Raw genomic sequence first — 26,610 nt, 5'->3', positions numbered from 1 at the left:
GTGGCAAAGACGTACTCTTTTCCCATTCCGCGCGCGCTGCCGCTAGGGCTATCTGCCTCCTGCATTTTACTGCTCGCGTCCTTCTCTGGCGGTGCCACCCGCAACCGTGGAGGACTCCTCGAAGCATTAAATATCGGCTTCTTGTCCTATGGACACGGGCGCAATCTCGGCCTCGCGCTGTACTGGGTGGGTATTTTCCTCTTAGCCGCAGCGTGGGTGCTAGCTGGGCGCACCATCATTCGCCCGCAGCTCAAAAATCCTCTCCCCGAGGGCGGCTTGCGCGACATCCAGCGCATCCTCATCGCCTGGGTAGCTCCCCTTTTATTAGCCGGGCCATTGGCCTCACGCGATGTGTATTCCTACCTCATGCAAGGTGCTATGGTTCGCGATGGCTTCGACCCGTATACCGAAGGTGCCGCCGTTAACCCCGGACCCTTCCTCCTTGAGGTATCTCAAGATTGGCGCAATACCACCACGCCTTATGGTCCCCTTCACCTGTGGATAGGAGAACTGGTCACCAGCCTGGTAGGCGATAACGTCACTGCAGGCGTGGTGATCTATAAGATTCTTTCTCTGCTCGGGTTTGTTACCATCGCCTGGTCAATCCCCCGCATCGCCCGCAAACTCGGCGCGGATCCTGCGGTAGCACTGTGGCTTGGTGTAGCTAATCCAGTCATTATCTTGCACCTTATCGGCGGCATGCATAATGAGTCACTCATGGTGGGGATCGTGTCTATCGGCCTGCTAGCGGCATTGCATAAGCGCTTCCACGCCGCCCTCATCCTCGTGGGCACGGCCGTGGCTATGAAGGCAACTGCGGTTATTGCGGCACCGTTTATCGTATGGATGATGCTCCACCACTACGCTCCCAAGGGCTCCAGTAAGTGGCGACAACTTGCTGTCTTTGTGCTATCTGGCATCGCCGCAGTGGCAGAAATCATCGCCGCAGTGGCCCTCATCACGTGGGTTTCCGGCACGTCGTGGGGCTGGCTATCGCAGGTAAGCGGCAATTCCAAGGTGATTAACCCGCTGGCAGGTCCCACCTTGGCCACCGATATTATCTTCCCAGCGGTACAAATATTTATGCCGGATGCGTCCTATAACGCCATCCTGGCCGTCCTGCGCAGCATCGCCATGGCTTGCATGCTCATTGGGCTGGTGGCGGTGTGGTGGCTTTGCCGCAAGGACAACCGCGACGCCATTATGGGCACCGCGGCCGCGTACCAAGTTGCCTTTGTTTTCAATGCCGTGACTCTGCCGTGGTACTACGCCTCAATCTTCACCCTGATGGGCACCTTCCGGCCGCCGCTCTGGCTTATCAAATTCACGACCGGCGTGGCCCTGTTTATCGGCGTCTCGTTCTCTGGCGATGGCAATCACCAGCTCTACAACTGGTTCTGGGTCATCGGCATGATTGTGGTGGCATGGTTTGCCACCCAGTGGATCTTTGAAGACGTGCCTAAAAAGCGGCAGCCTGCGCGCGCCGAATAACCTCGCGGGCAAGGTGACCGTGCAGGGCATCGATCGGGCGGCCCGGCAGCGAGTCATCCTCGGTGAAGAGATGCTTGAAGATTTCGTCGTCCTTATAGCCGCCGTCTGTCAACACGGTAATTGCCGCAGTTACGTGCTTGGCAATAACGCCCTTGTCGTTGAAGAAGGCTAGCGGCACGCGCTTTCCTTCTGGGGAATCCCAGGCAATAAACTTTCGGTCCTGCAGCAGGTCATAAGCGCGGGTGATGGGCAGGTCTAGCTTTTCTGCCACCTGCTGCATGCTGAGCAGTTCTTCGTTTGCGAGCAAGGAATCGAGGGATTTTTCTTGGTTAGTCACGTTCTCTACTTTAACGCGGGCTAGATGATCAGCCATACTGGGAAGCATGACTAGGTTGGAAATTGGTGACGTTCTGGAGAACCGTTACCGGATCGATCGCCCCATTGCCCGCGGTGGCATGTCTACCGTCTATCGCTGCGTGGACATGCGGCTGGGGCGAGCGGTCGCGGCCAAGGTCATGGACGAGCGCTATTCCGATGACCCGGTCTTTATCAAGCGTTTTTCTCGCGAGGCTCGCGCCATGGCCCGCCTGCAGCATCCCAATCTCGTAGCTATTCACGATTTTTCCGCTGACGGCGAGCCCATTTATCTCATCATGGAGCTCATCGATGGCGGTACGCTGCGCGAGCTATTGGCTGAGGGTGGCCCCTTTCCAGTGCAGGCGGCCGCCTCTACCCTGCGCAATGTTCTGCGCGGCTTGGAAGAGGTGCATTCAACCGGGCTCATCCACCGCGACATCAAGCCCGATAATGTGCTTATTACCTCCCACCACCGGGTAAAGGTGGGCGATTTTGGGCTGGTGCGTGCCACCAATGCCGAGGCTACCTCGGACATGATTGTGGGCACCGTGTCCTATCTCGCGCCGGAGCAGGTCACAGGCGAAGAAATTACACCGGCCTCGGACGTGTATTCAGCCGGCATTGTCCTCTTCGAGCTTCTTACCGGCACCGTTCCATTCTCGGGGGATACTCCCCTAGCGCATGCCACGGCCCGTTTGGATTCCGACGTCCCCGCGCCGTCCTCGCGGATTTCTGGGGTGCCCAAGCTTGTCGACGCCCTCGTGGCCACCGCCACTGCCCGCGACCCTCGCGAGCGCTTCGCCGACGCCGGAGAATTCCTCGAGGCGCTCGATGATGTTTGCCGAGAGCTCGATCTTCCGGACGTGACCATCCCCGTGCCAAGGAACGCTGCCGCGGCACGCACGGCACAAGCACCCACGGATTTTTCTGGCACTGGAGCCACGGAAATTTTCGAACCCACCCGCAGCATTCCACAGGGTGAAACGGAGCATCTCGACGGTGGCCCGACTGAAGTCATCCCACCGCAGCGCCTTAGCTTTGAGACGAAACTGGATTTGCCGCAGGCCGGGGCCGCTCCAGAACCGGAGCCGCAATCATTGTCACGCCCCCAGGCACAGCCGTATTCCGCGTCCGAGCCCCCACTCAAACCATTTGCGCCGGCAGCTGCCTCTGCGCCTGCACCGGTACCTGCTCCTGCCCCCGAGCAGCCGGTCCAGAGCGCGCATGAAGAACCCGCCGAGCGTCCGCTGACCAACCGCAATCCGCTGTCACTAGTGCTGTACTTAGTAGTGGTCGCGATTGCGGTGGGCGCAGTGGCTATCGGCGGGTGGTGGTTCGGCTCCTCGCTCTACGGCACGACGCCGCACCTGTGGATTTAGTTACGTAGCATCTCCGCGATAAGGAAGGAGAGCTCGAGCGACTGCTGCGTATTAAGGCGCGGATCCACGGCCGACTCGTAGCGGCCCGGCAGATCCACGTCGGTGATATCCTCGGCGCCGCCCAAGCACTCGGTGACGTCTTCACCGGTGAACTCAAGGTGTACGCCACCCGGGTGGGTACCCAGTTCGCGGTGAACCTCAAAGAAGCCTTGGACCTCATCCACGATCTTGTCAAAGTGGCGAGTCTTGTAGCCATTAGAAGCGGTGAAGGTATTGCCGTGCATCGGATCGGACTGCCATACCACCTTGTGGCCGGAGTCTTCCACTGCCTTGACAATGGCAGGCAGAACCGTGCGCACCTTATCGTGTCCCATGCGCGAAATCATGGTCAGGCGGCCTGGCTCGCGATTCGGGTCCAGCCTTTCCGCGTACTCCACGGCCTGCTCCGGGGTGACGCCCGGCCCCAGCTTGATGCCCACTGGGTTACCAATCATCGCCGCAAAGTTCACGTGGAAATCTTCGATGCCACGAGTGCGCTCACCAATCCATACCTGGTGTGCGGAGAGATCGTAGAGCTTGGTATCGCCGTTATTGTCCTGGCCCAAGCGCAGCATGGAGCGCTCATAGTCCTTCAGCAATGCCTCGTGCGAGCAGTAGATATCGGCTGAACGCAGGGTGTCATCGTGCACGCCGCAGGCATTCATGAAGTTCAAACCGTTTTCGATCTCCCGGGCCAAGTCCTGGTAGCGAGCACCAGCGCGGGACTTGCGCACGAACTCGCGGTTCCACTCATGCAGGCGGTAAAGATCCGCAGTGCCGGAAGAGGTCAAAGAACGCACGAGGTTCATTGCCGCCGAAGAGTTCGCGTAAGCGCGGATCATTCGGGCCGGGTCGTGGCGACGAGCCTCATCGGTCGGCTCCACGCCATTGACAATGTCACCGCGGTAATTCAACAAACCATTGGAGTCCGTATCGGAAGAACGTGGCTTGGCGTACTGGCCGGCGATGCGTCCGAGTTTAACCACGGGCACGGATGCGCCGTAGGTCAACACCACGGCCATCTGCAGCAGCGTTTTCACATTGCCACGGATATGCGGCTCAGTATTGGACTCAAAGGTTTCCGCGCAATCGCCACCCTGCAGCAAAAATGCGTTACCCAAGGCAACGTCTGCCAGCTTCTTCTTGAGCGCCTCGATCTCGGGCGCAACCACGATGGGCGGCACGGACTCGAGAATCTTGCGCACGTTATCGGCCTGGGAAGTATCCCAGCTGGGCTGCTGCTTTGCGTCACGCTTGATGACGTCCTGGAAAACCTCTTCGATGCCGGCGGGCAATGGCGGGAGGTCTGGGAGAACGCCTTGCGGAATATCTACTGTCCAACTCACACTGCTATTTAACCATCAAGCGCCTATCGCGCGTTAGTTAAATTCTAGATATTAATTCTATTGCCTTTAGACAGCGGAAGCACCTGGGCGCAGGCACGGAACTTGGCGAGGTTATGGCGGGCGTCGACAAGCGCATCGTGATTGCCCTTAGGGACAGCCGGCAGGCTGGGACGCCCCGCAAACTCCCAGTACTGCTTCAGCTCGCGGGTATAGCGTGGCATGCGTTTAGGCAGTCCGGCCATATCGCCCCACAGCTGCGCCAAAACCACATGATCATAAGCGCCCACCCACGCCCACAGCTCTATTGGAGTTGAGCTCTGGGTCAGGAACTCGAAGACCTCCGTGCGAATGGTCGCCAGAGGTTTCCATACTGGGTCCCGCGGGCTGGGCAACTTGGCCAATACATTGTCTTTGACCCAAGAATTGGCCTTGGACGGATCGAAATCCGTAGACACGGCGTAGTACTCGCTGCCATTCTCACCGACGATGCCGATGGAGACCAATTCAATGGTTTGTCCATCTTCGATAAATTCGGTGTCATAGAAGTAGCGCACGTCTCCCAAGCCTAGCGCCGCCTAGTCTGCGGCGATAAATTGGCCCCTTAAAGAGACGGTTGTAGACTTCTGGCGTGAAGAAATCTTTGTGGTTTACTGCTCTGCCCTTGTGCCTCTCTGCCTTCGTGGCCCTCTGGTGGCTCATTGATATCCCGGCGCTTTTCTCCGGCAATTTCTCCACCTACTACCACATTGACCTCGATGTTTATCGCGAAGGCGGGGCCGGCTTTGGCAGCGACCTCTATGCCAAGGACTACCTCGTTGGCAGCAATCGCGATGTCTCTCTTCCCTTCACCTATCCCCCCTTTGCGGCGCTGCTTTTTGCCCCGCTGAGCTGGATTCCCCTCACCGCCGCGAGCATCCTCGTATCTGTCGCCTCCTTTTTTGCCCTTTGGGTCTGCGTTGCCCTGGTCCTGCGCTCTCTTGGCTGCCCGGGATGGGCAGGCTGGGCGCTTCTAGCGGCGATGCTTACTGAACCGATTACGGAGACCTTCAGCTTCGGGCAGGTCAACATCCTGCTCACCGCACTCGTAGTGGTCGATATTCTCTGGCTGCGCCCCGGACGCGGCAGGGGCGTGCTCACCGGTATCGCTATGGCGATCAAGCTCACCCCTGCGGTATTCCTTGCCGTATTTTTCGTCCGCCGCGAATGGCGCGCATTTTTCAGCGCCCTGGGTTCCTTTCTGGCAGCTGGACTTATCGCCTTCGCCTGTAATCCACATAGCTCCATCCAGTACTGGAGCGAAACACTGCGCGATTCCAACCGCATCGGTGGACTTGCCTATAGCTCCAACCAATCTCTGCGCGGTTTGTTTAGCCGCCTAGTCCCCGAACACGCTGAAAAGCTGTGGCTCGTGGCCGTTGTCCTCGTCGTCGCCATCGTGTGGTTTGCCATGGAGCGCCTCTCTCACGGGAACCAGGCGGTACTCATGCTGCTGGCCGCTTCAGTATCGCTCCTGTGCTCGCCCGTGTCATGGTCACACCACTTCACCTGGCTAGTATTGGCGGGCGTGCTGCTAGTGGCGCAGCGCCACTGGGCGCTCGGTGCGCTGACATGGCTGGCGCTTTTCGCCCGCGGGCATTGGCTTGTCCCCCATGCCAATGACCAAGAGCTGGACTGGGCATGGTGGCAGCACATCGTGGGCAATGACTACGCCATCGTTACCGCTCTGCTGGTTCTTTGCTCGCTACCATTGGCTCTACGACGGGCCGGCGTTTATCAATCCGCGGCGGAACCAGCGTCCAGCCAAGGATAGGAACCTTCCCGAGCGCCCAAAGCGCTACCGATGCCGCAGCGGAGTAGAAGAAGCACATTCCGATCCAGAACCAGGTATTTTCCAGCGGCCACTGGCCAGCAAGGCTCACCACGTAATCGCGGTGGGCCATGAAGAAGCCGTACCCCAGCGTCATGCCGATTGGGTGGGCCAAGTAAATGGGCAGGGTATGCCGGCCCACGAACTTTACAACAGTGGACAGAGCCGAAATATGGCTAATAAGGACAGCACCAACGATGCCCGCTGGGGTTTCAAGCGTCTGCTCCGCAAAGCGAATCAGTAGGTCTAGATCGCCTCGGCCAAGAAAATCCCCGCCTGGCAGTGGCCACTGCACCGCTACCTCGCCTTCGACGGCATTCCAGGTGTGCCGGATGGTAAGTCCCGCGATGTAGCTAATGATTGCCACACCATATGCCCACATAGAGGCCTTGCGGAAGGTGCCTTTGAAGGGTGCTTCGGCGGCGTCGGCAAACCGCGTAATAGGCCCGCGAAGGTAGGCCGCACCGACGAAGATGGGCAAGAACATGATTGCCTTGCCAATAAAGAAGTAATGATCCTGCCAGGCTATAAGCAGCAACGGCGCAAAGCTCAGACTTATACCCGCCCACGAGGGCAACCTGCGCACGGCCCACAAAAATATATTGAAAAAGATGAGCGCGTGAATGAACCACGCCATGGTATGACCCAACAGGAGGTTATAGAGCAGATCAGAAAGCTGCAGATACGGATCACCAAATACCCAGTGATACTCGATGCGCTTAGTCCACAGCTCAACGGTCATCCACACCGTATAGGGCACGAGGAAGAACCACAGGCGGCGTGTAAAAAGCTCGCTGAATGAATAGCGAAAGATCTTGGTAGAGAAATAGCCGGATACGAGGAAAAACAAGGGCAGGCGAAGGGGATCCAGCCACATGTTTAGGTCAGCCAACCACGTTAGCTCACCTTCCGGAACCACCAGCGTGACGTGCAAGAGCACCACGCCGATAATGGATACGCCTTTAGCGGTATCTGGCCAAGCTAAGCGGGCCTTGGGAATAGTGATTACCTCCCCTTGTATTCAGCGCCGGCGGGGTAACCATGGCCGGCTTTGAGCGAAGCCTTCACATCGGAGGCGTACACATCAACATAAGGCTTATCGCTCAGCTCGGCCAAATTGCGCATCACAAAGTCGGTGAAGGCGCGGATAGTCTCATGCTCGGCCGGATTCATCCCGCGCTCCTTGGCCCACTCATGCGGCCAGATGGGGTCTCCTACCCGCACGCCCACCTTGAAGGGGCGGGGAATCCACGAGCCAATGGGATTGGCCTTGCGCGAATTGATCATCGCGATGGGAAATACTGGCTGATTAGTCTCCATGGCGATACGCGCCATGCCGGTGCGTCCCCTGTACACACGGCCATCTGGGGAACGAGTTCCTTCCGGATAGATACCGAAGAGATCGCCACGGGACAAAATGCCTTCTGCGGTTTCCACGATGGCGTCGCCAGCGTCCTCGCTATCGCGCTCGATGGGGACCTGGCCTACCGAGGTAAAGAACCACTTTTGCAGGCTACCAACAAGGCCAGGAGTGGTGAAGTATTCTGACTTAGCCGGAAACGTGATCTGGCGCGGGCACACCAAAGGAAAGAAGAAGGAATCCATAACCGCCTGGTGATTCGACACCAAAATCGCAGGGCCCTCAGCGGGGATTTTCTCGATGCCCTCGGTCCACGGGCGATTCCATACTCGCAGGGCGGGTCCGAAGAAGATGTGCTTAAAAGCCCAGTACCACTTGTTTTTCATCGCCAGGTCGTCCTTTGTTAGTTTTAACGGCCGCTGCGGGCCAAATCGGCTACGCCAATCATACCCGCTGCCGACCCTAATTCTGCGGTGGCAACACGTGCGAGGGGGCGATGCCCTGCCCCGACAATGTCCTGTCCCATGGCTTGGGCAGCGCCCTCGAGGTAGAGGTCCGCATCTTGGGATACGCCGCCGCCGAGCACGATGAGCTCCGGATCCAAAACATCAGCAACAATGGATAGGCCCTGGCCCAGCCACCGACTGAAGTCTTCCATCACCGCGACGGCAAGCGGATCTCCACGCCGCGCGGCCTGGGTAATTTCCTTGCCTGTGGGATCAGCCGGCAGCGAGGTCTCATAGCTTCCACGCAGATCAGCGCAGGTATCCGGCAACGCGGTACCGGAGGCATAGCGTTCCAAGCAGCCTCGCTTGCCGCAGGAGCACTGCCGACCATTGGGGACCACCACGATATGCCCAAATTCTGGGGCGGTACCAAACGCCCCGCGGTAAATAGTGTCATGCGTCATCAACGTCGCGCCAATTCCTGTTCCTACCGCAAAGAAAACCCAATCCTCAGCTCCGCGGCCAGCGCCAAAGCACCACTCACCCCACGCGGCGGAATTGGCATCATGCTCCAAACGCACGTGCATACCGAGTTTATGCGAAAGCGATTCTCGGACGTTGGCGTGCCGCCAAGGAAGGTGCGGGGCGAAGCGCACTACCTCACACGTAGGATCCAAAAAACCCGCCAAGGCGAGGCCGACGGCGTCCACCTCATAGTCAGCGCGTAGCTCATCGACGATGCCCACAATATCCGCTTCCAGCTGCTCGGCGTCCATGGAAGTGGGAACCGTGCGGCTCGCGAGGATCTCACCCTCCCGAGTGATCACTCCGCCGCGCACGTTGGTGCCACCGACGTCGAAGCCGATAGTCAGATCGGCGGAGTTGTTCTTAAGCATGCATAACAGAATATACCGACAACCGGGTTAGGGTCACATCAAGACATCAGCTGCCGCAATCGCTGCCCCATAATCCGCCACGTCCAATTCTCTTCCACATGGCGACGCCCCGCCTGCCCCATGCGAAGCCTACGTTGCGGGTCGGCCAAAAGAGCTTTCAACGCTTCAGCTAGTTCCGGCACAGAGGCGCCCTTGACGACGACTCCCGTCTCCCCCGTCACCGTCTCTGGTGCACCACCGGAGTCTCCGGCGACAACTGGCAAGCCGCACGCCTGCGCCTCCAAATAGACGATGCCCAAGCCCTCGACGTCTAGCCCTCCGCCACGGGTGCGTGCCGGCATGGCAAAAACATCCGCTGCGTGCAATGCAGCCTCAATGCTTTCCGCTTCCTGAATCACTGCGTCTGGACAGTAGATTTCCGCCAATTGTTCCAAAGCCGCGCGGTAGCGTCCGCGCCCAATAAGTAGGAGCTGTGCATCCGGAAATTCTTCACGCACGAGAGGCATAGCGCGTAGAAGCTGATCCTGCCCCTTGCGTGGAACGAACCGCGAAATGCAAACGATGGTCGGCCCGCTGACTCCGAACTCTGCCTTTGCCGCTGCACGTTGCTCCGGCGTGGCTGGAGAAAGGCCCTCCACACTCACTCCGGAAGGCAGGTGCTCCCAGCACGGGTTCGGTCCAAATGGTCGACGCAACCGACGCAGGGTGTAGTCGGAGATATAGGTAATCACATCAGCATAGTCACCAATACGGCGCAGGCACTGCCGCGCCACGGGCACCATTGACCACCCCACTTCGTGCCCGTGCGTCGTAGCTACTACACGGGTCGCCCCCGCCTCTTTTGCAGCCTTGCCCATCAAAGCAAGGGGCGCGGCTGCACCAAACCAGACGATGTCAATATTTTCTGTGCGGATGATCTCCTGCATCCGACGAACCGTGGCAGGCGTCGGCAACATCACGCGGCGAGACCAGCGGATGACCTTGTAGTCCACCGCGGCATCGAATTCCGCCGGCGATTCCTGGGTAGAGACGAAGACCACGACATCGCGCGGATTTAAGGTTGCTACGAAATCGCGCAGGTAAGACTGAATCCCGCCAATCTTGGGCGGGAAGTCATTAGTTACCAGCAGAACGCGGGCCACTTAGTACCGCGCCGTTCCGGTAATCGGCATGGACTTTAGCGGTACCACCTGAACAGGCACGCCATAGGTAGAGGCATGGACTACCTGGCCATTACCGATGTACATGCCCACGTGAGTTACTCCCGGGTAATAGCCCACGATATCGCCCGGCTGTAGGTCTTCCAACGGTACCGATGTGCCACCTGCAATCTGAGCCTGCGATGTACGCGGAATGGACTTACCAATCTGCTGATACGCCCAGAACATCAATCCAGAGCAGTCGAACTGGTCGGGTCCAGCCGCACCCCAGCCATATGGGGCGCCCAGCTTCGACAAGGCAGCCGAGACAGCACCATCAGCTACCTCCCCCAGATCCATATCCGGCTTATCAGATCCGCCGAATTGGCCTTCCCAGGCCTCGCGCTGCTGCTCATCGAGAGCGTCCACCTGCTTCTCGATGTCCTTTTGCTGCTTTTCCAACTCCTCCTTTTCCTTGAGAAGCTCCTCGCGCTGCTCTTCCAGCGCCTTCTTTTCCTCGCGCACCTTCGCGGCGGCATCGGCAGCCTTATGCTTTTGCTCTTCCGCCATGGAAGCGGCATTAGCCTTTGCATCAAGAGTGCGCTGGGCCTTGCGGGAAAGCGCGCCGAGGTAGCCCATGCGCTCTACGGCATCGGAGGGATCTTCTGCAGCCAAAGCTCCAGACACTGCCGAACGGGAATCACCGCGGTAGCGCGACTGTGCGATGCCATTGACACGGTCCTGCTGGGTGGAAACATCCCCCTTCGCATCGTCCGCCCGCGTTTGTGCCTCAGCGGCGGCCTGCTCGGATTCAGCAACCTCAGCCTGCTTCTCCTCAAGCTTGACCTCGAGCTCTTTTACTTCTTCGTTCTTGGCAGAAACTTTGCGCGCAACTTCTCCTACGCGCTCCACCAAGGCGTCTACATTTTCGGTGGCACTCTCCTGTTGTGGAGCGGCCTCCTGCGCAACAACCTGCGAAATCCCAGAAACCGACGTAACAGCAAGAGCCGCTGCAAGTGCAGCTGCAGGAAGTACTCGTTTAGACACGTAAGGACCCTTAGACTAAGAAATTTAAAAATCGTACTAACTATAGCGGGTTTTACCCCCTGATGCACGACAAAGCCCTCCCCGCGAAGGGGAGGGCAAGATCCGCCGCTACTTAGAAGCGAACTGCGGAGTGAATCGGCATGTAGTTCAGGTCGCGCTCCTGAACCGGCACGCCGGAGTTAAGGGCGTCGATGATGGTGCCGTGGCCGGTGTAGATACCAACGTGGGAAGCGCCACCGTAGTAAGCGATGATGTCACCCGGCTGCAGCTGATCCAGGGATACCGGGGTACCGGCGGCAGCCTGTGCCTGAGAGGTACGCGGGATCTGCTTGCCAGCCTGAGCGTATGCCCAGCTGGTCAGACCGGAGCAGTCGAAAGCGTTCGGGCCAGCGGCGCCGTATACGTATGGAGAACCGATGACGGAGCGGGCTGCTGCCAGTGCCTTCTGGCCAACGGTCTGCTGTGCTGGGGCGGCTTGCTTGTGGCCAGCTGCTGCGTAGTTGGTGTTCTGCTGGTTAGAAACCTGACCCAGGGACGGAACGTAGCGGTCAATGTTCGGCACCTGGTCAATGTTCGGGACGTTTTCCAGACCTGCTACCTCAAAGCGGTAGTCGGTATTAGGTACGACGACCTCTGCTGCCTGTGCGACGCCCGGTGCGACGACTGCTGCGGTTGCAGCCAGTGCTGCAGTAGATGCGATGCGACGGGTGTTCTTAATGCCCTGACGACGGTGCTGTGCCATGAGTAAAACTCCAAATCTTCCTGCGCGCCTACTTCCCTAATAAAGGAAGCTCTGACCCTGGGGGACTAGCGTTCGTTGGGAATCCGTTCCTTTAGGATTTCCTCCACTCGGCCCCTCAGTAGGAAGGGCCAGATGCGGCGCTGTAATTCTTCTGTTTAGATTGAGCACCTTTTCGGGCGGTAACTCAATGTCTCGAATAGGTTACGAAATCATCACAAGCAATGTCCATTCGCGACACCAAAATAACGTTTGTTATCGCTTCGTTACCTTCCGTTGACCTTGCCGAGATTTAACCTCCATATGGATGCTAGCACCCGCCAGAATCCACCGCCTCGAGGCCATAAGCTGCACAAATGACAGCGGATGCCGGGCATCCGACCAAGAAGTGTCCCCACTAAGAGTAAGCTTAACAATTAACACATTTCTAATTTGTGACTTTCAACACTACGACATTTTGACAGTCCCTCTTCCCCCACGATGTCACTCCTTTAACACACCTCTAGAGTCTCGCTTACATCACGACGGCGCCCCGCTTTGCCACCTTTCCTTGCGGTCGTTTTAGCTAAACCGCTTCTTGAAGCCCCAAAGGCACTAAACCGACGAGCGCAGCGTACCTCTAGACAATAAAGCCTTTCGGCATTCACACCCACCTGAGCCCACGCACTAGGCTCCTGAAACAGTAAAGCGCGACAAAACCGCAAACTATCGACAATCCGCGCACCAGAACATGTACTAAACCGGCTGCACAACAAGCTTCAGCAGTTCTTTAGATGCTTCTAGATTCATAAATACTCACTGGCACGCAACAGCTCCCCTTCAACAACTCCTGTAGCAGCCAAAAGGATGAGGACTGGGGTCGGAATCTATCTGTACATACGCAAACCGCCCTTGCTCCTTCAGCAGGAGCAAGGGCGGTTCTGTGAGCGCGTTTCGAGTAATCCTCAGGAAAAGCGGCTAAATGCGGCCGTTTTCCTCGTCCTCACGGCGGTTAGCCTCGTTGAGGCGGCGGAACATCTCCGCTTCCTCGTCGTGGTTATCCGAGTGGATTTCGTGTACTCGGTGCATGAGGGCCGAATCATCAGGGCTGAAGGTGCCCTGGGTCTCGGAGTCAGCGAGTCCGAGGTGGTTCAGCTGCTTCGGCACCTGAGCGCCTGCATACTCGAGCGGAACCGGGTGGCCTTCGGCATCAACCGGGCCGAGCGGCTGGTGAACCTCGATGAAGGCACCATTCGGCATCTGCTTGATAACGCCGGTTTCAATACCGTGCTCGAGAACCTCCCGGTCAGAGCGCTGCAAACCAACGCAAATGCGGTAGGTCATGAAGTACGCAATCGGAGGAAGCACGATGAGGCCGATACGACCAACCCAGGTCATAGCGTTCAGCGAAATCTGGAAGAAGTGTGCCACGTGGTCGTTACCACCGGACAGGGTGACCAGCAGGAAGAACACGATGGCAGCAGCGCCGATAGCGGAGCGGGTAGGAACATCGCGCGGACGCTGCAGCAGGTTGTGGTGTGCATCGTCACCGGTGAACTTCTTCTCCAAGAACGGGTACGCCATTAGCAGGACGACCATGAGGCCACACAGCAGAGCTACCCAGAACGCGGAAGGAATGGTGTAGTTGCCAATGTAGAGTTCCCAAGCCGGCATGACACGGGCAACACCGTCAGTCCACAGCATGTAAATATCTGGCTGGGAACCAGCAGAAACTTGGGATGGATTATAAGGTCCAAGCAGCCAGATGGCGTTGATGGTCAGCAAACCAGACATCAGCGCCAGTACGCCAGCCACCATCATGCCCATACCAATGGCCTTGGTGGCGAAGACCGGCATAATGCGGACGCCAACGACGTTGTTCTCCGCACGGCCCGGTCCAGGGAACTGGGTGTGCTTCTGGAACCAAACCATAATCAGGTGGGCTGCAATCAGGCCAAGGATGATGCCCGGAATAACCAGAACGTGCAGGATGTAGAAACGATCCAGCATCAGGTCGGACGGGAAGTCACCGCTAAAGATTGCCCAGTGCAGCCAGGTGCCGATAATCGGCAGACCCAGGATGATGGCGGACATGATTCGCAGACCAACACCGGAAAGCAGGTCATCCGGCAGGGAGTAACCAAGGAAGCCCTCGATCATGCCCAGCAGAATAAGTGCGCAACCGATAATCCAGTTTGCTTCACGCGGACGACGGAACGCGCCGGTGAAGAAGATACGCAGCATGTGCGCAACCATGGACATCATGAACAGCAGAGCTGCCCAGTGGTGCATCTGGCGCACGAACAAGCCACCACGAACTTCAAAAGAGATATCCAGCGCGGTGGCGTATGCGCGGGACATTTCTACACCATTAAGCGGTGCATAGGTGCCGTCGTAAATGACCTTGGTGATGGAAGGGTCGAAGAACAGCGCCAGGTAGATACCGGTCAGTACAAGAATGATGAAGCTGTATAGCGCCATCTCACCAAGCATGAAGGACCAGTGGGTCGGAAAGACCTTGTTCAGCTGAGTCCTCAACACGCCGGCGGCGCTATAGCGCTCATCCATGTTGTTGCCCATTTGGGCGAGTTTATTGCTCATTATGACTTACGCTCCCAGAATGCCGGGCCGACAGGCTCAATGAAGTTGCCCTGTGCAACGAGGTAGCCCTCGTCATCCACCGTGATAGGCAGCTGTGGCAGTGCGCGGGCAGCCGGGCCGAAGACCGGCTTACCGTACTGCAAAGCGTCGAACTGCGACTGGTGGCACGGGCACAGGATTCGGTTGGTCTGAGCCTCATACAGAGAGGTCGGGCAACCGATGTGGGTACAGATCTTGGAGTAGGCGTAGTAATCACCGTGGTGGAAGTCTTCCTGACCTTCGCGCTCGATTGCCTTCTGAGCGTCGTTGTGACGCAGGCGAATCAGCATGACCGCATTGCGGTTGCCGTGAATCGAGTGCATGTGGTGCTCGTAGACATCGCGCTCGGCATCGTACTTGTCGCCATCATTAACGTCTTCTTCCGCCAGCGGGAAGACGGTTTCCATACCGCCTGCCGCTAGATCCTCTGGACGCACGCGAACCAAGCGGGTTACACCCTTGGTGCTGTAGTGTTCACCAGTTTCACCAGAGTGCTTCTCGGCAATAGTACCGGTGTCGCGGGCGAGGTAAAGCTTGACGCCTTCATTGTGCAGGGTCCAACCGGAAGTCCACAGGGTGCCGTCGCCGGCATAATTCATGTTGTGGCGTACCTTCCAAGGGTTTTTGATTGCGCCGCCGAGCGGAGCAATCACGGTTAGACCAAACAGAACGCCGGCGCCGCCCAGCAGACCCTGAACGGTCTTGCGACGACCCAGAGTCGAGGTCTTCCAAGAGTCGTTCAGTAGAGCGGTCAGGGTACGGCGGTCAACCTCTTCGGACGGACCGTCGTGACGACGCTGAACGGAAATCTCCTCTGGGAGAATCTTCTTAACGTACTGAACAATGGCAATGCCCAAGCCGCAAATTGCGAGGGCAGCAGTAATACCCAGCAGAGGGGTGTAAAGAGTGTGCCAAATGTGGCCCTCCTCCCCTAGCTGCTTGTACTGCCACGGCCAGAACAGGTAAACGCCGAGGAATCCAAGGCCGCCAATGACGGACAGGAACAACCAGATAGCAACGTTACGTCCAGCGCGCTTTTCAGCTGGGTCACCTTCGACTGGGAAGCGCTCCTTACGGAACGCAACGGTGACGTCGTCGAGCTCGGTACCAAGAGCAGCGAGTTCATCGTTACTCATCTTGTCGAGCTCAGCGTTAGTGTAATTCTTCTTCACATTGCTCATGAGCGCGATCCAATCCACATAGCGGCAGCGCACAGGGCGCTAATGCCGATGATCCACATTGCCAGGCCTTCCGCTACTGGGCCGAGACCACCAAGGTCCCAACCTGCTGGGGAAGGAGTTTCCTTTGCAGACTTGAGGTAGGCAATGATGTCCTTCTTCTCGTCTGCGGTCAGCTGGCGGTCAGAGAACTTAGGCATGTTCTGCGGGCCGGTCAGCATTGCCTGGTAGATCTCCTGCTCACTTGCCGGAGCCAGCTCCGGAGCGAACTTACCGGAAGACAGTGCGCCGCCCTGGCCGGTGAAGTTGTGGCAGGATGCGCAGTTCATGCGGAAGAGCTCGGAGCCCTTCGCTATGTCTTCTGCCTGAATTTCGCCGTTGTAGTTAGCACCACGCAGCGATTCCTGGGCAACGCTTCCGTCGTCGTTGTAGACAATGTCAGCGCCGCCACCGTTAGCTGCAACATATGCAGCCAACGCCAGAGTCTGTTGCTCAGTGTAGCGGGGAGCCTTGCGCTCTGCCTGTGCGTCGTTAGACATCATCGGCATACGGCCGGAGTGCACCTGGAAGTACACGGAACCAGCACCGACACCAACGAGGGACGGACCGCGACCTTCGATGCCCTGCAGATTGGCACCGTGGCAGGTGATACAAGCGGTGTCATAGATGTCCTTACCCTCTTGGACGAGGGCTTGGTCATCTTTTTCCGCCGTGGCGACCTGTGCGTCTGGGGTCAAGGCAGAAGCCAAGACGCCCGCACCGGACAGGCCAATCGCCAAAGCGAAGCCACCGGCAAGGGTGCGCTTCGCCTTGCGGCGACGGCGGGTCTTCTTAGCCGCCGCAGTGGTCTGCTCCACTGCCACGGACTGCGAATTGTTATCCATCATTTTCCTTTAGATAACTCGAACACGGGAGGACTGTTTGGGGATCTTGGCCAGTGCTACTGAACCAAGTAAATAACGGTGAAAACGCCGATCCACACAACGTCAACGAAGTGCCAGTAGTAGGACACTGCCATTGCTGCGGTCGCCTGTGCCGGCGTGAACTTGGACTTAGCAACGCGCGCGAGAATGATTGCAAAAGAAATCAGGCCCGCGGTCACGTGCGCAGCGTGGAAGCCGGTGATGATGTAGAACACCGAGCCAAAGACGCTGGCCTGGACAGTCACACCTGCGTGAATCAACTCGGCCCACTCGAACGCCATGATGCCCAAGAACACAACGCCCAGTACCAGCGTCACGGTGTACCAGAGTCGAAGCTTGTAAACGTCACCCCTTTCTGCGGCAAACACGCCGAACTGCGAGGTCACAGAAGAAGAAATCAGCACTGCCGTAATGAGGAAACCCATGGGCAGGTTGATATGGGCGGTGTGCTCCGCCCAATCGCCTTCCTGACCGTTTGCTCGCGAGGTAAACCACATCGCGAACAGTCCGGCAAAGAACATCAATTCCTGAGACAGGAACACGATGGTGCCCACGCTGACCATATTGGGTCGGTTCAGCGAGGCAGCACGTGGTGCTGTCATACCTTGGTTAGAAACTACGCTCGTCACAGTGGCTATTATGGCTGTTCTGAGCGCTAAAGTCACCTCGATTCCCCCCCGCTTTCTCTATTCGTTTTTGATGCTTCATCCAGCGAACGTTCAGCTCGTGAGGGCCAAAAACAATATTCCTCCAAACGGGAACTTTTTACCCCGCTTTCCGACGCCCCATTGATGCAGGTGACACCACCAGCTGGGCCCTACCCTGAAATTCCTAAGCACCCCAGACGCCTGCGGCCCACGCTTGTCGATGCGCCAATTAGTGCACCCGATCCCAGTCCTCCAGAGAGATAAATCACATTCCACGGGCCCCCTAAACGCCCAGCTTTACAACTTTCGAACGACCCCCGCTAAAATCGGCTTCTACGTGCCAGAATGCAGAAGAAGACTAGTCGACAATACGTCACACAGTCAGGTGTCACTCCCCCACCGGCAAACTTTTTAGAAATCTCGGGAACTTTATGACGCGACAGACGACGCTGGATCGCCAAAGCCCTCCTAGCCATGATGACTAGGAGGGCGGAGAAGTTTTAGGCAGGGATTCCTTTACATCAAGGAATTAGTGCTTTTCCTTCGGCAGGCCGTACTGCAGGGACAGGCCGGTGCAGGCCGCGATGAGGCAGACAGCGCCGAGGGCAATCAGCCAGAAGTAGAGGAAGATGATACCCAAGCCAAGGAGGCCAATGGCGCCAGTCATAGCCAGCGGCCAGATGGAGCTTGGGGAGAAGAAGCCCAGGATGCCAGCGGCATCTTCAGTTTCTGCCTCTTCCCAATCTTCTGGCAGAACGTCACTGCGGTCATCAGTGAAGTGAAGGTAAGCACCCAGCATCATGCACAGCAGGAAGGCGAGGAACATGCCGACGATGCCAACCCACTCGGCACCGTAGAGGTAGCCGTCGTCCTTAACGAAGGTGACGCCGAAGATATAGACAATCAGCGAGACAAGAAGGTACGTCGCGATTGAGTAAAAGACTTTCGATGTTGCACGCATTGTGTTGTGTCCTTATCTCTTATGCCGCGGTGTTTACGTAGTTGTCGCCCTTAGCGGTGTCACGCTCGCCGGAGAACGGGTGGGTGGTTACCGCGTATGGGTCCTGGCCGATTTCTTCCAGAGCTTCCGCGTTGGTGGCTTCTGGGTTGTCCTCGCGGAACTTCAGGTAGGTGTTGAAGTCCTCCGGAGAGACAACGCGGATTTCAAAGTTCATCATCGAGTGGTAGGTACCGCACATTTCGGCACAACGGCCAACGAATGCGCCCTGCTTCTCAATCTTTTCTACCTGGAAGCTGCGCTCCTGAGCGTTTGCCTCGGGGTGTGCGTAGACGTCGCGCTTGAACAAGAACTCCGGTACCCAGAATGCATGGGAAACGTCGCCGGAAGCCAGACGGAACTCAATCGCGGTATCGGAAGGAAGGACCAGAACCGGAACCTCTTCGGTGGTACCGACGGTCTCAATCTTGTTGTAGTTCAGGTAGGAAAGGTCGCCCATGGACTTGCCGTGGATTGGGTTCGGGTTGTCCACGCCCTCAGGGTCGTGAGCAGTCTTCTCTGCCTCAGCCTGACGCTCCTTGTCGGCACCGTCGTAGTTCTCACCATTGACGTGATTCTCGGCGTAACCGAACTTCCAGTTCCACTGGAATGCAGTGACGTCGACGACAACCTTCGGATCCTTATCCAAGGCGGTGACCTTTTGCTGAGTCTGAACAGTGAAGAAGAACAGGCCCATAATGATGAGGATCGGGACGATGGTCAGAACCATCTCCAGCGGAACGTTGTACTGAATCTGGCGCGGGAACTCGCCCTTGCCATCTTTCTTCGCCTTCTTCGCGCTCCAGCGGAAGATTGCGGTGAGGAACAGGCCCCACATAATAAAACCAACGATCCATGCGGCAACCCAGACCCAAATCCAGAAGTTGTACATGGCCTCTGCCTCAGGAGTAATACCCTTCGGCCAACCGAATCCAAGGAGGTTCTCTACAGCAGTTGGCGCCTGAACGTCACAACCTGCCAGAGCGAGTCCACCCAGGGCAAGTGCGCCAGCTACGCCCGCCTTGCGGGCAAAGGTGCGCTTATTACGCTGTCCCACGTGTGTTCTGCCTTTCTGTCCACACAAAACTTCTCGAATACTCACAGAGCACTCTTACCCAATCAGAATAGAGGATAATTGCCAGATTCCCAGCCTGTTTAAAGGCACAAAAGGGCACCTAGTGTGCTCATTTCATATTCTCCTTCTGGTAGGTTACCGCCCCACCTGCACAATGTTCCAACCGCACCCCCAGTATCCATAGGCTTCGTGTGCGCCAATTCACAGGATTCTCGTGGAGCCATCATCCGAAAGTTCGCACCCCTATCGGGGAAGCTAATTCCAAGGCAGTCGGCAGGTTTCCTTAAGCCGTGGCGTGTTCTGGTTTCACGCTCTCTAGCCGTAAAGTGGGTGACTAGCAATAGACGCTTATATATAAGGAGCAATCTTTACATGTGCGGACTTCTTGGCATGCTCGCCGCCACAGGCAACGTAGATAAGTACGTTGATGCGCTGGAACGATCCCTGCCCTGCATGCGCCACCGCGGTCCAGACGCGGCCGGCACGTGGCATGACGGCGATGCCGCCTTCGGCTTCAATCGTCTGTCCATTATTGACTTGGAGCATTCCCATCAGCCCCTCCGCTGGGGCCCGAAGGACCAGCCTGACCGCTACGCCATGACCTTTAATGGTGAAATCTACAACTACGTAGAGCTACGCGAGGAGCTCACCGGTCTCGGCTACACCTTCCACACCGAGGGTGATGGCGAGCCCATTGTGGTGGGCTACCACCACTGGGGCAAGGATGTGGTTAACCACCTGCGCGGCATGTTTGGCATCGTCATCTGGGATACCCACACCAAGACGATGTTTGCTGCCCGTGATCAATTTGGCATCAAGCCGCTGTATTACGCCACCACCCCAGCAGGAACTGTCTTCGCTTCCGAGATGAAGTGCATCCTTGAAATGGCAGACGACATTGGTCTAGAACTCAACCTTGACCGACGCGCCATTGAACACTATGTGGACCTGCAGTATGTCCCGGAGCCAGAATCTCTCCACGCGAATATTCGCCGCGTTGAATCCGGCTGCACTGTCACTCTTCGCCCGGGCGAAGATGTCGTCTCCGAGCGGTACTTCAAGCCCCGTTTCCCTGTGCAGCAGGTAAAGCAAGGCGAAGAGCAGCAGCTGTTTAACCGCATTGCAGAGGCGCTCGAAGATTCCGTCGCTAAGCACATGCGTGCCGACGTCACCGTGGGTTCCTTCCTATCTGGCGGCATTGACTCCACCGCTATTGCCACACTGGCCAAGCGCCACAACCCAGATCTACTGACCTTTACCACCGGCTTCGAGCGCGAGGGATATTCTGAGGTCGATGTCGCGGCAGAGTCTGCGGAAGCTATTGGTGTGGAGCACATCGTCAAGATTGTATCCCCTGAAGAATATGCCGAGTCCATCCCGAAGATCATGTGGTACCTGGACAATCCGGTGGCTGATCCCTCGCTGGTACCGCTCTACTTTGTGGCGCAGGAGGCCCGCAAACACGTCAAGGTAGTTCTTTCCGGCGAGGGCGCAGACGAGCTCTTTGGCGGCTACACCATTTACAAGGAACCACTGTCCCTCGCCCCATTTGAGAAGATTCCGTCCCCACTGCGTCGCGGTCTGGGCAAGCTCTCGCAGGTTCTGCCCGAGGGCATGAAGGGCAAGTCCCTGCTTAATCGCGGCTCGATGACGATGGAAGAGCGCTACTACGGCAACGCTCGTTCCTTCAACTTTGAGCAGATGCAGCGCGTTATCCCGTGGGCAAAGCGCGAATGGGACCACCGTGAGGTTACCGCCCCCATCTACGCCCAGTCCGAGAACTTTGATCCGGTTGCCCGCATGCAGCACTTGGATCTATTCACTTGGATGCGCGGTGACATCCTGGTCAAGGCCGATAAGATCAATATGGCCAACTCGCTGGAGCTGCGCGTGCCCTTCTTGGACAAGGAAGTCTTCAAGGTTGCCGAGTCCATCCCTTATGACCTGAAGATCTCGCACGGCACCACCAAATACGCCCTGCGCAAGGCCATGGAACAGATCGTGCCGGCGCATGTTCTGCACCGCAAGAAGCTGGGTTTCCCAGTGCCGATGCGCCACTGGCTGGCCGGCGATGAGCTTTATGGCTGGGCCCAGGACACCATCAATGAATCCCAGACCGAGGACATCTTCAATAAGAAGGAAGTTCTCGAGATGCTCAAGGAGCACCGCGACGGCGTTTCCGATCACTCCCGCCGCTTGTGGACCGTGCTGTCCTTTATGATCTGGCACGGCATCTTTGTGGAAAAGCGCATCGATCCGCAGATCGAGCAGCGCGACTACCCAGTCAAGCTCTAAGAGCCTTCCACACATACAAAGAGGGTGGGTGCCAGTGGCACCCACCCTCTTTTCTGTCCTTCTATTTAGTTGAAGGAATCGCCACAAGCGCAAGAGCCGGTGGCATTCGGGTTATCAATGGTGAAACCCTGGGACTCGATGGTGTCAGCGAAGTCAATCTTGGCACCGGTCAGGTAGGGAACGGACATCTTGTCCACAACGAGGTTTACGCCGCCTACCTGGTCAACCTTGTCACCATCCAAGGTGCGGTCATCAAAGTAGAGCTGGTAGCGCAGGCCAGCGCAGCCACCAGGCTGGACGGCAATGCGCAGAGAGAGATCGTCGCGGCCTTCCTGATCAAGCAGCGCCTTTGCCTTTGCGGCTGCTGCTTCAGTCAGAATGACGCCGGTTGCGGAAGCTGGAGCGGTCATCACTTCTCCTCAATAAGTATTGGATTCGTTGCCACTACCCTACCCGGTTAGTTCAGGTGGGAAAAGGTAGCCCATACCTACAACACCATCTGGGCCGGGCCTATTCCCCTATTCACACCTAAACCTTGTAGTGTGAGGAGCGTGAAACTCCCGTGGCAAAAAGATGACAAGACCTCCACTGAACCCGCCCCTGTACAGGACAAAGCTCAGGCCAAAGTTCAGGAAGAGCCCCAGCGCAAGGGCTACACCCCACCGAAGGGTCGTCCTACGCCAAAGCGCGCAGAGCAAGAGATTGCGCGCGGCGTAAAGCGTGATCCCAATGGCATGTCCGATGCGCAGCGCTACCAGCACCGCAAGGACATGAAGAAGTCCATGAGCAAGGACGAGTGGAAGGAATATAAGAAGAAGGAGCGCCAAGAGCGCCAGCAGGCCAACCGCGAGCAGCAGGCCCGCATGGCAGAAGGCGATCCGCGCTTCCTCCCCGCCCGCGACCAGGGTGAAGTGCGCGCCTATGTGCGCGATTGGGTGGATGCCCGCCGCAGCCTGAGCAACTGGGTCATGCCGATGGCCTTGGTGCTCATCGTGGTCATGTTCTTGACCTACGCGGTACCCAGCATTGCAACAATCATCAACGCGGTAGCGATGGTTATCCTCGTAATCTTCGCCATCGAGGGCGTCATTTTGGCCCGCCGCTGCAATAATGCCGTGCGCGCCAAGTTCCCTGGCACCACCGAAGCCGGCTTTAGTCTTGGTTTTTATGCGTATTCTCGCGCCAGCCAGCCGCGCAAGTGGCGCATCCCGCGCCCCCGCGTGGAGCTCGGCGCTGACGTTTAGGGGGACTACTCATGGCCATTCCGCAGCCCGATAAGCAGGCACATACCGCACAGGACGCGCAGCTCGCCCCTTGGGGGCGCCTGACCGACGCCGCTCAATGGCTGGCTGCTTGCCAAGGCGCGGCACCTGCCCATGAGCCGCGGCGCGTGCGGGCCGTGATTTTCGCGGATCAAGAGACCTCGCTTTCGGCCGCTGAGACCGCTGCGCGTCGCGCCGAGGCCGGGCTGAATGTAGTCACCGTGACGGATTATTCCCAAGCCTACAGCCTTGGAGCCGCAACAGCGGATGCGGAAATTGATGCCGGGGCTGACCTACTGATTCCCGGCGGCGAAGAGCTCGCCCGAGTACCGGCCGTGGTAATGGCAACTATGACGCAAACGGAACCGGTAGTGATCGTCGGCAAGCAGCGCAGCGTGGAAGACTGGAAGCGCGAGGTTTGCGCTATCCGGGACGCCATGTTCCGCGCCCGCAACCTCGAAGGCATGGAGCTGGTTGAATCGTGCCAGTCCACCGTACTAGCAGCCACGGTGGGGTTCATTACCCGGGCCGCGGAGCGCCGTACGCCCCTGCTTATCGACGCCCCCTTGACCGCCACCGCCGCGCTCCTTGCCGAGCGCGATAATCCCGGTGTGAAAGACTGGCTCTTCGCCACCTCCCTATCCACTGCCCCTGCGCACAAGTTGGCACTGGAAAAGCTAGGGCTCCACCCCCTCCTGGAACTGGGAATGGAGCCACAACCTACGCTCGGTGCCCTCGCGGCGCTGCCACTGCTGCTCACCGGAGTGGAGATCGCCGCGGACGCCTAAGCGGGGGTTACTTCACTAGGGTATGGAGCCAACCGTGGGTATCCTCCACTGCGCCGCGCTGGATTCCGGTGAGGCGCTCGCGCAGGGCCATGGTGATCTCCCCCGCTTCATTGCCATTGACCTGGAAGTCGGCAGAGTCTCCCAACACGTGACCCACCGGCGTAATAACCGCGGCAGTGCCACAAGCAAAGGCCTCTGACATAGCGCCGGATTCGGCATCGCGCTGCCACTCTTCGGCAGTAATGCGGCGCTCGGTGACCTTGTAGCCCACATCCTGTGCTACCTGCAATAGGGATTCGCGGGTAATGCCGGGCAGCAAAGAGCCCGATAGTTCTGGTGTAACAATCTCCGCGCTATCACCAGAGCCATACACAAACATCAGGTTCATTCCGCCCATCTCCTCGATGTAGCGGCGCTCAATGGCATCCAACCAGACAACCTGGTCACACCCCTTTTCATCTGCCTGGGCCTGCGCCAAGAGCGAGCCTGCATAGTTGCCCGCAAACTTGGCCGCGCCGGTGCCGCCAGGGGCTGCGCGCACGTAGTCAGTGGATAGCCACACCGAAACCGGCTTGATTCCGCCGCTGAAGTAGGAACCCGCTGGGGAGGCAATGAGCACGTAGCGGTAGGAATTGGCCGGGTGAACTCCCAAGGAGACTTCGGTGGAGATCATAAAGGGGCGCAGGTACAGCGCTTCTTCCCCGCCGGCTTCTGGTACCCAGTCCTGATCCACCTCAACCAATTGGCGCAGGGACTCAATAAACTCCTCCTGCGGAAGCTCGGGCATAGCCAAGCGCTCAGCAGAATTGATAAAGCGCTGCGCATTGTGGTCCGGCCGGAAGGTAGTAATAGAACCATCCGGCTGACGGTAGGCCTTGATGCCTTCAAAGATTGCCTGCCCATAATGGAATACGTTGGTGGCAGGTTCCATGGTCAGCGGTCCGTACGGGCGCACCTGAGCATCGTGCCAGCCCTTTTCTTCGGTCCAGTCAATGGTGACCATGTGGTCTGTAAAGTGCTTGCCAAAGCCGGGGTTGGCGAGGATGTCGCTCAAGTCTTCCGCGGACGTGGGGTTATCGGTACGAGTAATCGTGTAATCAAGCATGCCCACAATCTACCCCTTTATCTATAGCGAGGCAGGAATAAGTTCATCGCCGAGCGGTACAGTGGAGGGAAGATTGATAAGCCTTTCCATAAAGGAGGAGACAATGGCACAGTCCGATCTACCAGCACGCGGCCACTTTCCCCAGGTAAAGCTGGGAAAGAAGGTTCCTAAGAAGGCGGAAGCTCTACTTATCGCCGCTTTCGAGGGCGAAGGCGGCCTCGAACTGCCAGGCACCGATCTACTTGGGGGCGCAGCGCTGCGTTCCACCTATGAAGCACTGGTGGCCGTCGGGGCCTCTGGCAAGGCCGGTGAGGTCACGCGCGTGCCGGCTCCGGCCAAGGCGGGCGTGGCCTCCATCATCGCCGTTGGCTTGGGCGATGCGGAAGAAGTAGACGATGAGACGCTGCGCCGCGCTGCGGGCCAGGCCGCACGTTCCATCACCAAGGTGGGGGCCGTAGCCACCTCGCTAGGCGATTTTGGCGTCGCCCCAGTGGTAGAAGGCCTCATCCTCGGCGGCTATAAGTACTCTGGCCTGCGCTCTGAGTCGGTCGCGGAGACCACCACTTACACCGTGGTGGCGGAGAAGTCCGCACAAGAGGAATTCGACAGCGCCAAGATTACCGCCGAATCCGTCCTCATCGCCCGCGACCTAGTCAATACCCCCTCCAACCTGCTCTACCCAGAAACCTACGCCGCGTTCCTGTCCACCCAAGCGGCAGAAGCCGGCCTTGAGGTAGAGGTCTTGGACGAAAAGGCACTGGAAAAGCAGGGCTTTGGCGGCATCATGGCCGTCGGCCGTGGGTCCGCACGTCCGCCGCGCTTGGTCCGCTTGAGCTGGAAGCCGAAGAAGGCCAAGCGCCACGTCGCCCTAGTAGGCAAGGGCATTACCTTTGATACCGGCGGTATTTCCCTGAAGCCGGGCGCCAAGATGTGGGACATGATTTCTGACATGGGCGGTTCCGCTGCAATGGCCGCGGCCATCATCGCTGCGGCAAAGCTAAACCTGAAGGTGGGCATCACCGCTACCCTGCCGCTGGCAGAAAACATGCCAGGCAGCGATGCTACCCGCCCAGGCGATGTCATCACCCACTACGGCGGCATTACCTCCGAGGTACTCAACACTGACGCGGAGGGCCGCCTCGTGCTTGCCGACGCCATTGCGCGCGCCAGCGAGGACAAGCCCGATTTCCTCATCGAAACCGCGACCTTGACCGGTGCACAGATGGTCGCCCTAGGTGAGCGCACCGCCGGCGTGATGGGCTCGGAAGAATTCCGCGATCGCATGGCCGAGATTGGCCGCGAGGTGGGCGAGAAGGCATGGGCCATGCCTTTGCTAGAGGAACACGAGGAATCCGTGAAGTCCGCCAGCGCCGATATCCGCAATATCAACGCCAAGCGTGAGGGCGGCATGGAATACGCCGGCACCTACCTCCAGCACTTCGTGGGCGAGGGAATCGAATGGGCTCATATCGACGTGGCAGGCCCTTCCTTCAACACCACGGGCGCTTATGGATACACCCCAAAGATGGGCACCGGCGTGCCCACCCGCACGGTGGTTGCCGCCTTGCGCGAGATTGCTGAATTAAAGTAGCACCACAACAGGCTTAGTGCGTTT

At 58.1% G+C, this 26,610-nt stretch carries 24 protein-coding genes; 7 read left to right on the top strand and 17 right to left on the bottom strand.

Annotated features, from left to right (window positions below; translation table 11 throughout):
* The gene (locus QP941_RS00355; RefSeq protein ID WP_284768527.1) at positions 1–1,491 is read left to right on the top strand and encodes an alpha-(1->6)-mannopyranosyltransferase A; all 1,491 of its coding nucleotides are present in this window, start codon (positions 1–3) and stop codon (positions 1,489–1,491) included.
* Here the strand turns inward: QP941_RS00355 and QP941_RS00350 are convergent.
* Positions 1,460–1,864, bottom strand: a complete 405-nt coding sequence (locus tag QP941_RS00350) for an Rv2175c family DNA-binding protein (RefSeq protein WP_080970387.1) — start codon at positions 1,862–1,864, stop codon at positions 1,460–1,462. The two genes, QP941_RS00355 and QP941_RS00350, sit on opposite strands and share 32 nt — an antisense overlap.
* A gap of 10 nt (positions 1,865–1,874) precedes the next feature.
* On the opposite strand from QP941_RS00350, the gene QP941_RS00345 reads away from it, so the two are divergent.
* Positions 1,875–3,227, top strand: coding sequence for a protein kinase domain-containing protein (locus QP941_RS00345; RefSeq protein ID WP_239278965.1), 1,353 nt, complete (start codon positions 1,875–1,877; stop codon positions 3,225–3,227).
* On the opposite strand, the gene QP941_RS00340 is transcribed toward QP941_RS00345, so the two are convergent.
* Positions 3,224–4,612, bottom strand: a complete 1,389-nt coding sequence (locus tag QP941_RS00340) for a class II 3-deoxy-7-phosphoheptulonate synthase (RefSeq protein ID WP_225746712.1) — start codon at positions 4,610–4,612, stop codon at positions 3,224–3,226. The two genes, QP941_RS00345 and QP941_RS00340, sit on opposite strands and share 4 nt — an antisense overlap.
* Positions 4,613–4,656: 44 nt before the next feature.
* On the bottom strand, positions 4,657–5,166 hold the full coding sequence (locus tag QP941_RS00335) for a polyadenylate-specific 3'-exoribonuclease AS (RefSeq protein ID WP_284867617.1): 510 nt from the start codon (positions 5,164–5,166) through the stop codon (positions 4,657–4,659).
* Positions 5,167–5,240: 74 nt separating this feature from the next.
* On the opposite strand from QP941_RS00335, the gene QP941_RS00330 reads away from it, so the two are divergent.
* Positions 5,241–6,422, top strand: a complete 1,182-nt coding sequence (locus QP941_RS00330; protein ID WP_284867616.1) for a glycosyltransferase 87 family protein — start codon at positions 5,241–5,243, stop codon at positions 6,420–6,422.
* Here QP941_RS00330 and QP941_RS00325 read toward each other — a convergent pair.
* From QP941_RS00325 to ctaC, 12 genes are all read right to left on the bottom strand, one after another.
* Positions 6,328–7,422 (bottom strand): acyltransferase family protein, encoded by a 1,095-nt coding sequence (locus QP941_RS00325; RefSeq protein WP_284867615.1) that lies wholly within the window; start codon positions 7,420–7,422, stop codon positions 6,328–6,330. The genes QP941_RS00330 and QP941_RS00325 overlap by 95 nt on opposite strands.
* A gap of 62 nt (positions 7,423–7,484) precedes the next feature.
* On the bottom strand, positions 7,485–8,225 hold the full coding sequence (locus QP941_RS00320) for a lysophospholipid acyltransferase family protein (RefSeq protein ID WP_284765750.1): 741 nt from the start codon (positions 8,223–8,225) through the stop codon (positions 7,485–7,487).
* A 23-nt stretch (positions 8,226–8,248) separates the two neighbouring features.
* Positions 8,249–9,181: an ROK family protein gene (locus tag QP941_RS00315; RefSeq protein WP_284867614.1), complete on the bottom strand. Its 933-nt coding sequence runs from the start codon at positions 9,179–9,181 to the stop codon at positions 8,249–8,251.
* 38 nt (positions 9,182–9,219) lie between these two features.
* A complete protein-coding gene (locus QP941_RS00310; RefSeq protein ID WP_284867613.1) occupies positions 9,220–10,323 on the bottom strand; it encodes a glycosyltransferase family 4 protein in 1,104 nt (367 codons plus the stop codon).
* The gene (locus QP941_RS00305) at positions 10,324–11,367 is read right to left on the bottom strand and encodes a C40 family peptidase (RefSeq protein ID WP_225746705.1); all 1,044 of its coding nucleotides are present in this window, start codon (positions 11,365–11,367) and stop codon (positions 10,324–10,326) included.
* A 112-nt stretch (positions 11,368–11,479) separates the two neighbouring features.
* Positions 11,480–12,109 carry a C40 family peptidase gene (locus QP941_RS00300; protein ID WP_284765747.1) on the bottom strand — a complete coding sequence of 210 codons (630 nt, stop codon included), beginning with the start codon at positions 12,107–12,109 and terminating at the stop codon, positions 11,480–11,482.
* Positions 12,110–13,063: 954 nt separating this feature from the next.
* Positions 13,064–14,686, bottom strand: coding sequence for a cytochrome bc1 complex cytochrome b subunit (gene qcrB / locus QP941_RS00295; RefSeq protein WP_284765746.1), 1,623 nt, complete (start codon positions 14,684–14,686; stop codon positions 13,064–13,066).
* Positions 14,686–15,906, bottom strand: a complete 1,221-nt coding sequence (gene qcrA, locus QP941_RS00290) for a cytochrome bc1 complex Rieske iron-sulfur subunit (protein WP_198491715.1) — start codon at positions 15,904–15,906, stop codon at positions 14,686–14,688. Before qcrA ends, qcrB begins: the two co-directional genes overlap by 1 nt.
* Complete coding sequence (gene qcrC / locus QP941_RS00285) at positions 15,903–16,790, bottom strand: cytochrome bc1 complex diheme cytochrome c subunit (RefSeq protein WP_225746703.1); 888 nt, start codon at positions 16,788–16,790, stop codon at positions 15,903–15,905. The genes qcrA and qcrC overlap by 4 nt, the downstream gene beginning before the upstream one ends.
* A 53-nt stretch (positions 16,791–16,843) precedes the next feature.
* Complete coding sequence (gene ctaE / locus QP941_RS00280; protein WP_448341695.1) at positions 16,844–17,455, bottom strand: aa3-type cytochrome oxidase subunit III; 612 nt, start codon at positions 17,453–17,455, stop codon at positions 16,844–16,846.
* 547 nt (positions 17,456–18,002) lie between these two features.
* Positions 18,003–18,434 (bottom strand): aa3-type cytochrome oxidase subunit IV, encoded by a 432-nt coding sequence (gene ctaF, locus QP941_RS00275; protein WP_225746701.1) that lies wholly within the window; start codon positions 18,432–18,434, stop codon positions 18,003–18,005.
* Positions 18,435–18,453: 19 nt separating this feature from the next.
* Positions 18,454–19,527: an aa3-type cytochrome oxidase subunit II gene (ctaC, locus tag QP941_RS00270; RefSeq protein WP_005324460.1), complete on the bottom strand. Its 1,074-nt coding sequence runs from the start codon at positions 19,525–19,527 to the stop codon at positions 18,454–18,456.
* A 390-nt stretch (positions 19,528–19,917) separates the two neighbouring features.
* Between ctaC and asnB the strand changes: the two genes are divergently transcribed.
* Positions 19,918–21,840: an asparagine synthase (glutamine-hydrolyzing) gene (gene asnB / locus QP941_RS00265; protein ID WP_284867612.1), complete on the top strand. Its 1,923-nt coding sequence runs from the start codon at positions 19,918–19,920 to the stop codon at positions 21,838–21,840.
* A 65-nt stretch (positions 21,841–21,905) separates the two neighbouring features.
* On the opposite strand, the gene QP941_RS00260 is transcribed toward asnB, so the two are convergent.
* Entirely contained in the window at positions 21,906–22,250 is a 345-nt protein-coding gene (locus tag QP941_RS00260) for a HesB/IscA family protein (RefSeq protein WP_005324455.1), read from the bottom strand.
* Between the two features lie 141 nt (positions 22,251–22,391).
* On the opposite strand from QP941_RS00260, the gene QP941_RS00255 reads away from it, so the two are divergent.
* Both QP941_RS00255 and QP941_RS00250 read left to right on the top strand, forming a co-directional pair.
* Positions 22,392–23,084, top strand: a complete 693-nt coding sequence (locus tag QP941_RS00255) for a DUF3043 domain-containing protein (protein ID WP_225746698.1) — start codon at positions 22,392–22,394, stop codon at positions 23,082–23,084.
* An 11-nt stretch (positions 23,085–23,095) separates the two neighbouring features.
* Entirely contained in the window at positions 23,096–23,890 is a 795-nt protein-coding gene (locus QP941_RS00250) for a nicotinate-nucleotide--dimethylbenzimidazole phosphoribosyltransferase (RefSeq protein WP_284867611.1), read from the top strand.
* A 7-nt stretch (positions 23,891–23,897) separates the two neighbouring features.
* Here QP941_RS00250 and QP941_RS00245 read toward each other — a convergent pair whose 3' ends face one another.
* A complete protein-coding gene (locus tag QP941_RS00245) occupies positions 23,898–24,995 on the bottom strand; it encodes a branched-chain amino acid aminotransferase (protein ID WP_502869183.1) in 1,098 nt (365 codons plus the stop codon).
* A gap of 103 nt (positions 24,996–25,098) precedes the next feature.
* Here QP941_RS00245 and QP941_RS00240 point away from each other — a divergent pair, with 103 nt between their 5' ends.
* Complete coding sequence (locus tag QP941_RS00240) at positions 25,099–26,586, top strand: leucyl aminopeptidase (protein ID WP_284867609.1); 1,488 nt, start codon at positions 25,099–25,101, stop codon at positions 26,584–26,586.
* Positions 26,587–26,610 lie beyond the last annotated feature (24 nt).

The sequence above is a fragment of the Corynebacterium sp. MSK150 genome (assembly GCF_030229215.1).
GTDB lineage: Bacteria > Actinomycetota > Actinomycetes > Mycobacteriales > Mycobacteriaceae > Corynebacterium.
Note: the sequence above shows the minus strand (reverse complement) of the source record. Positions and strands in the feature narration are given on the sequence as shown.

Coding starts and splice junctions, on each gene's coding strand:
- qcrC (WP_225746703.1), bottom strand. CDS start 16,790: ATGATGGATAACAATTCGCAGTCCGTGGCAGTGGAGCAGACCACTGCG.
- qcrA (WP_198491715.1), bottom strand. CDS start 15,906: ATGAGCAATGTGAAGAAGAATTACACTAACGCTGAGCTCGACAAGATG.
- QP941_RS00350 (WP_080970387.1), bottom strand. CDS start 1,864: ATGGCTGATCATCTAGCCCGCGTTAAAGTAGAGAACGTGACTAACCAA.
- QP941_RS00245 (WP_502869183.1), bottom strand. CDS start 24,995: ATGCTTGATTACACGATTACTCGTACCGATAACCCCACGTCCGCGGAA.
- QP941_RS00260 (WP_005324455.1), bottom strand. CDS start 22,250: ATGACCGCTCCAGCTTCCGCAACCGGCGTCATTCTGACTGAAGCAGCA.
- QP941_RS00300 (WP_284765747.1), bottom strand. CDS start 12,109: ATGGCACAGCACCGTCGTCAGGGCATTAAGAACACCCGTCGCATCGCA.
- QP941_RS00315 (WP_284867614.1), bottom strand. CDS start 9,181: ATGCTTAAGAACAACTCCGCCGATCTGACTATCGGCTTCGACGTCGGT.
- QP941_RS00250 (WP_284867611.1), top strand. CDS start 23,096: ATGGCCATTCCGCAGCCCGATAAGCAGGCACATACCGCACAGGACGCG.
- QP941_RS00240 (WP_284867609.1), top strand. CDS start 25,099: ATGGCACAGTCCGATCTACCAGCACGCGGCCACTTTCCCCAGGTAAAG.
- QP941_RS00320 (WP_284765750.1), bottom strand. CDS start 8,225: ATGAAAAACAAGTGGTACTGGGCTTTTAAGCACATCTTCTTCGGACCC.
- asnB (WP_284867612.1), top strand. CDS start 19,918: ATGTGCGGACTTCTTGGCATGCTCGCCGCCACAGGCAACGTAGATAAG.
- qcrB (WP_284765746.1), bottom strand. CDS start 14,686: ATGAGCAATAAACTCGCCCAAATGGGCAACAACATGGATGAGCGCTAT.
- QP941_RS00345 (WP_239278965.1), top strand. CDS start 1,875: ATGACTAGGTTGGAAATTGGTGACGTTCTGGAGAACCGTTACCGGATC.
- ctaF (WP_225746701.1), bottom strand. CDS start 18,434: ATGCGTGCAACATCGAAAGTCTTTTACTCAATCGCGACGTACCTTCTT.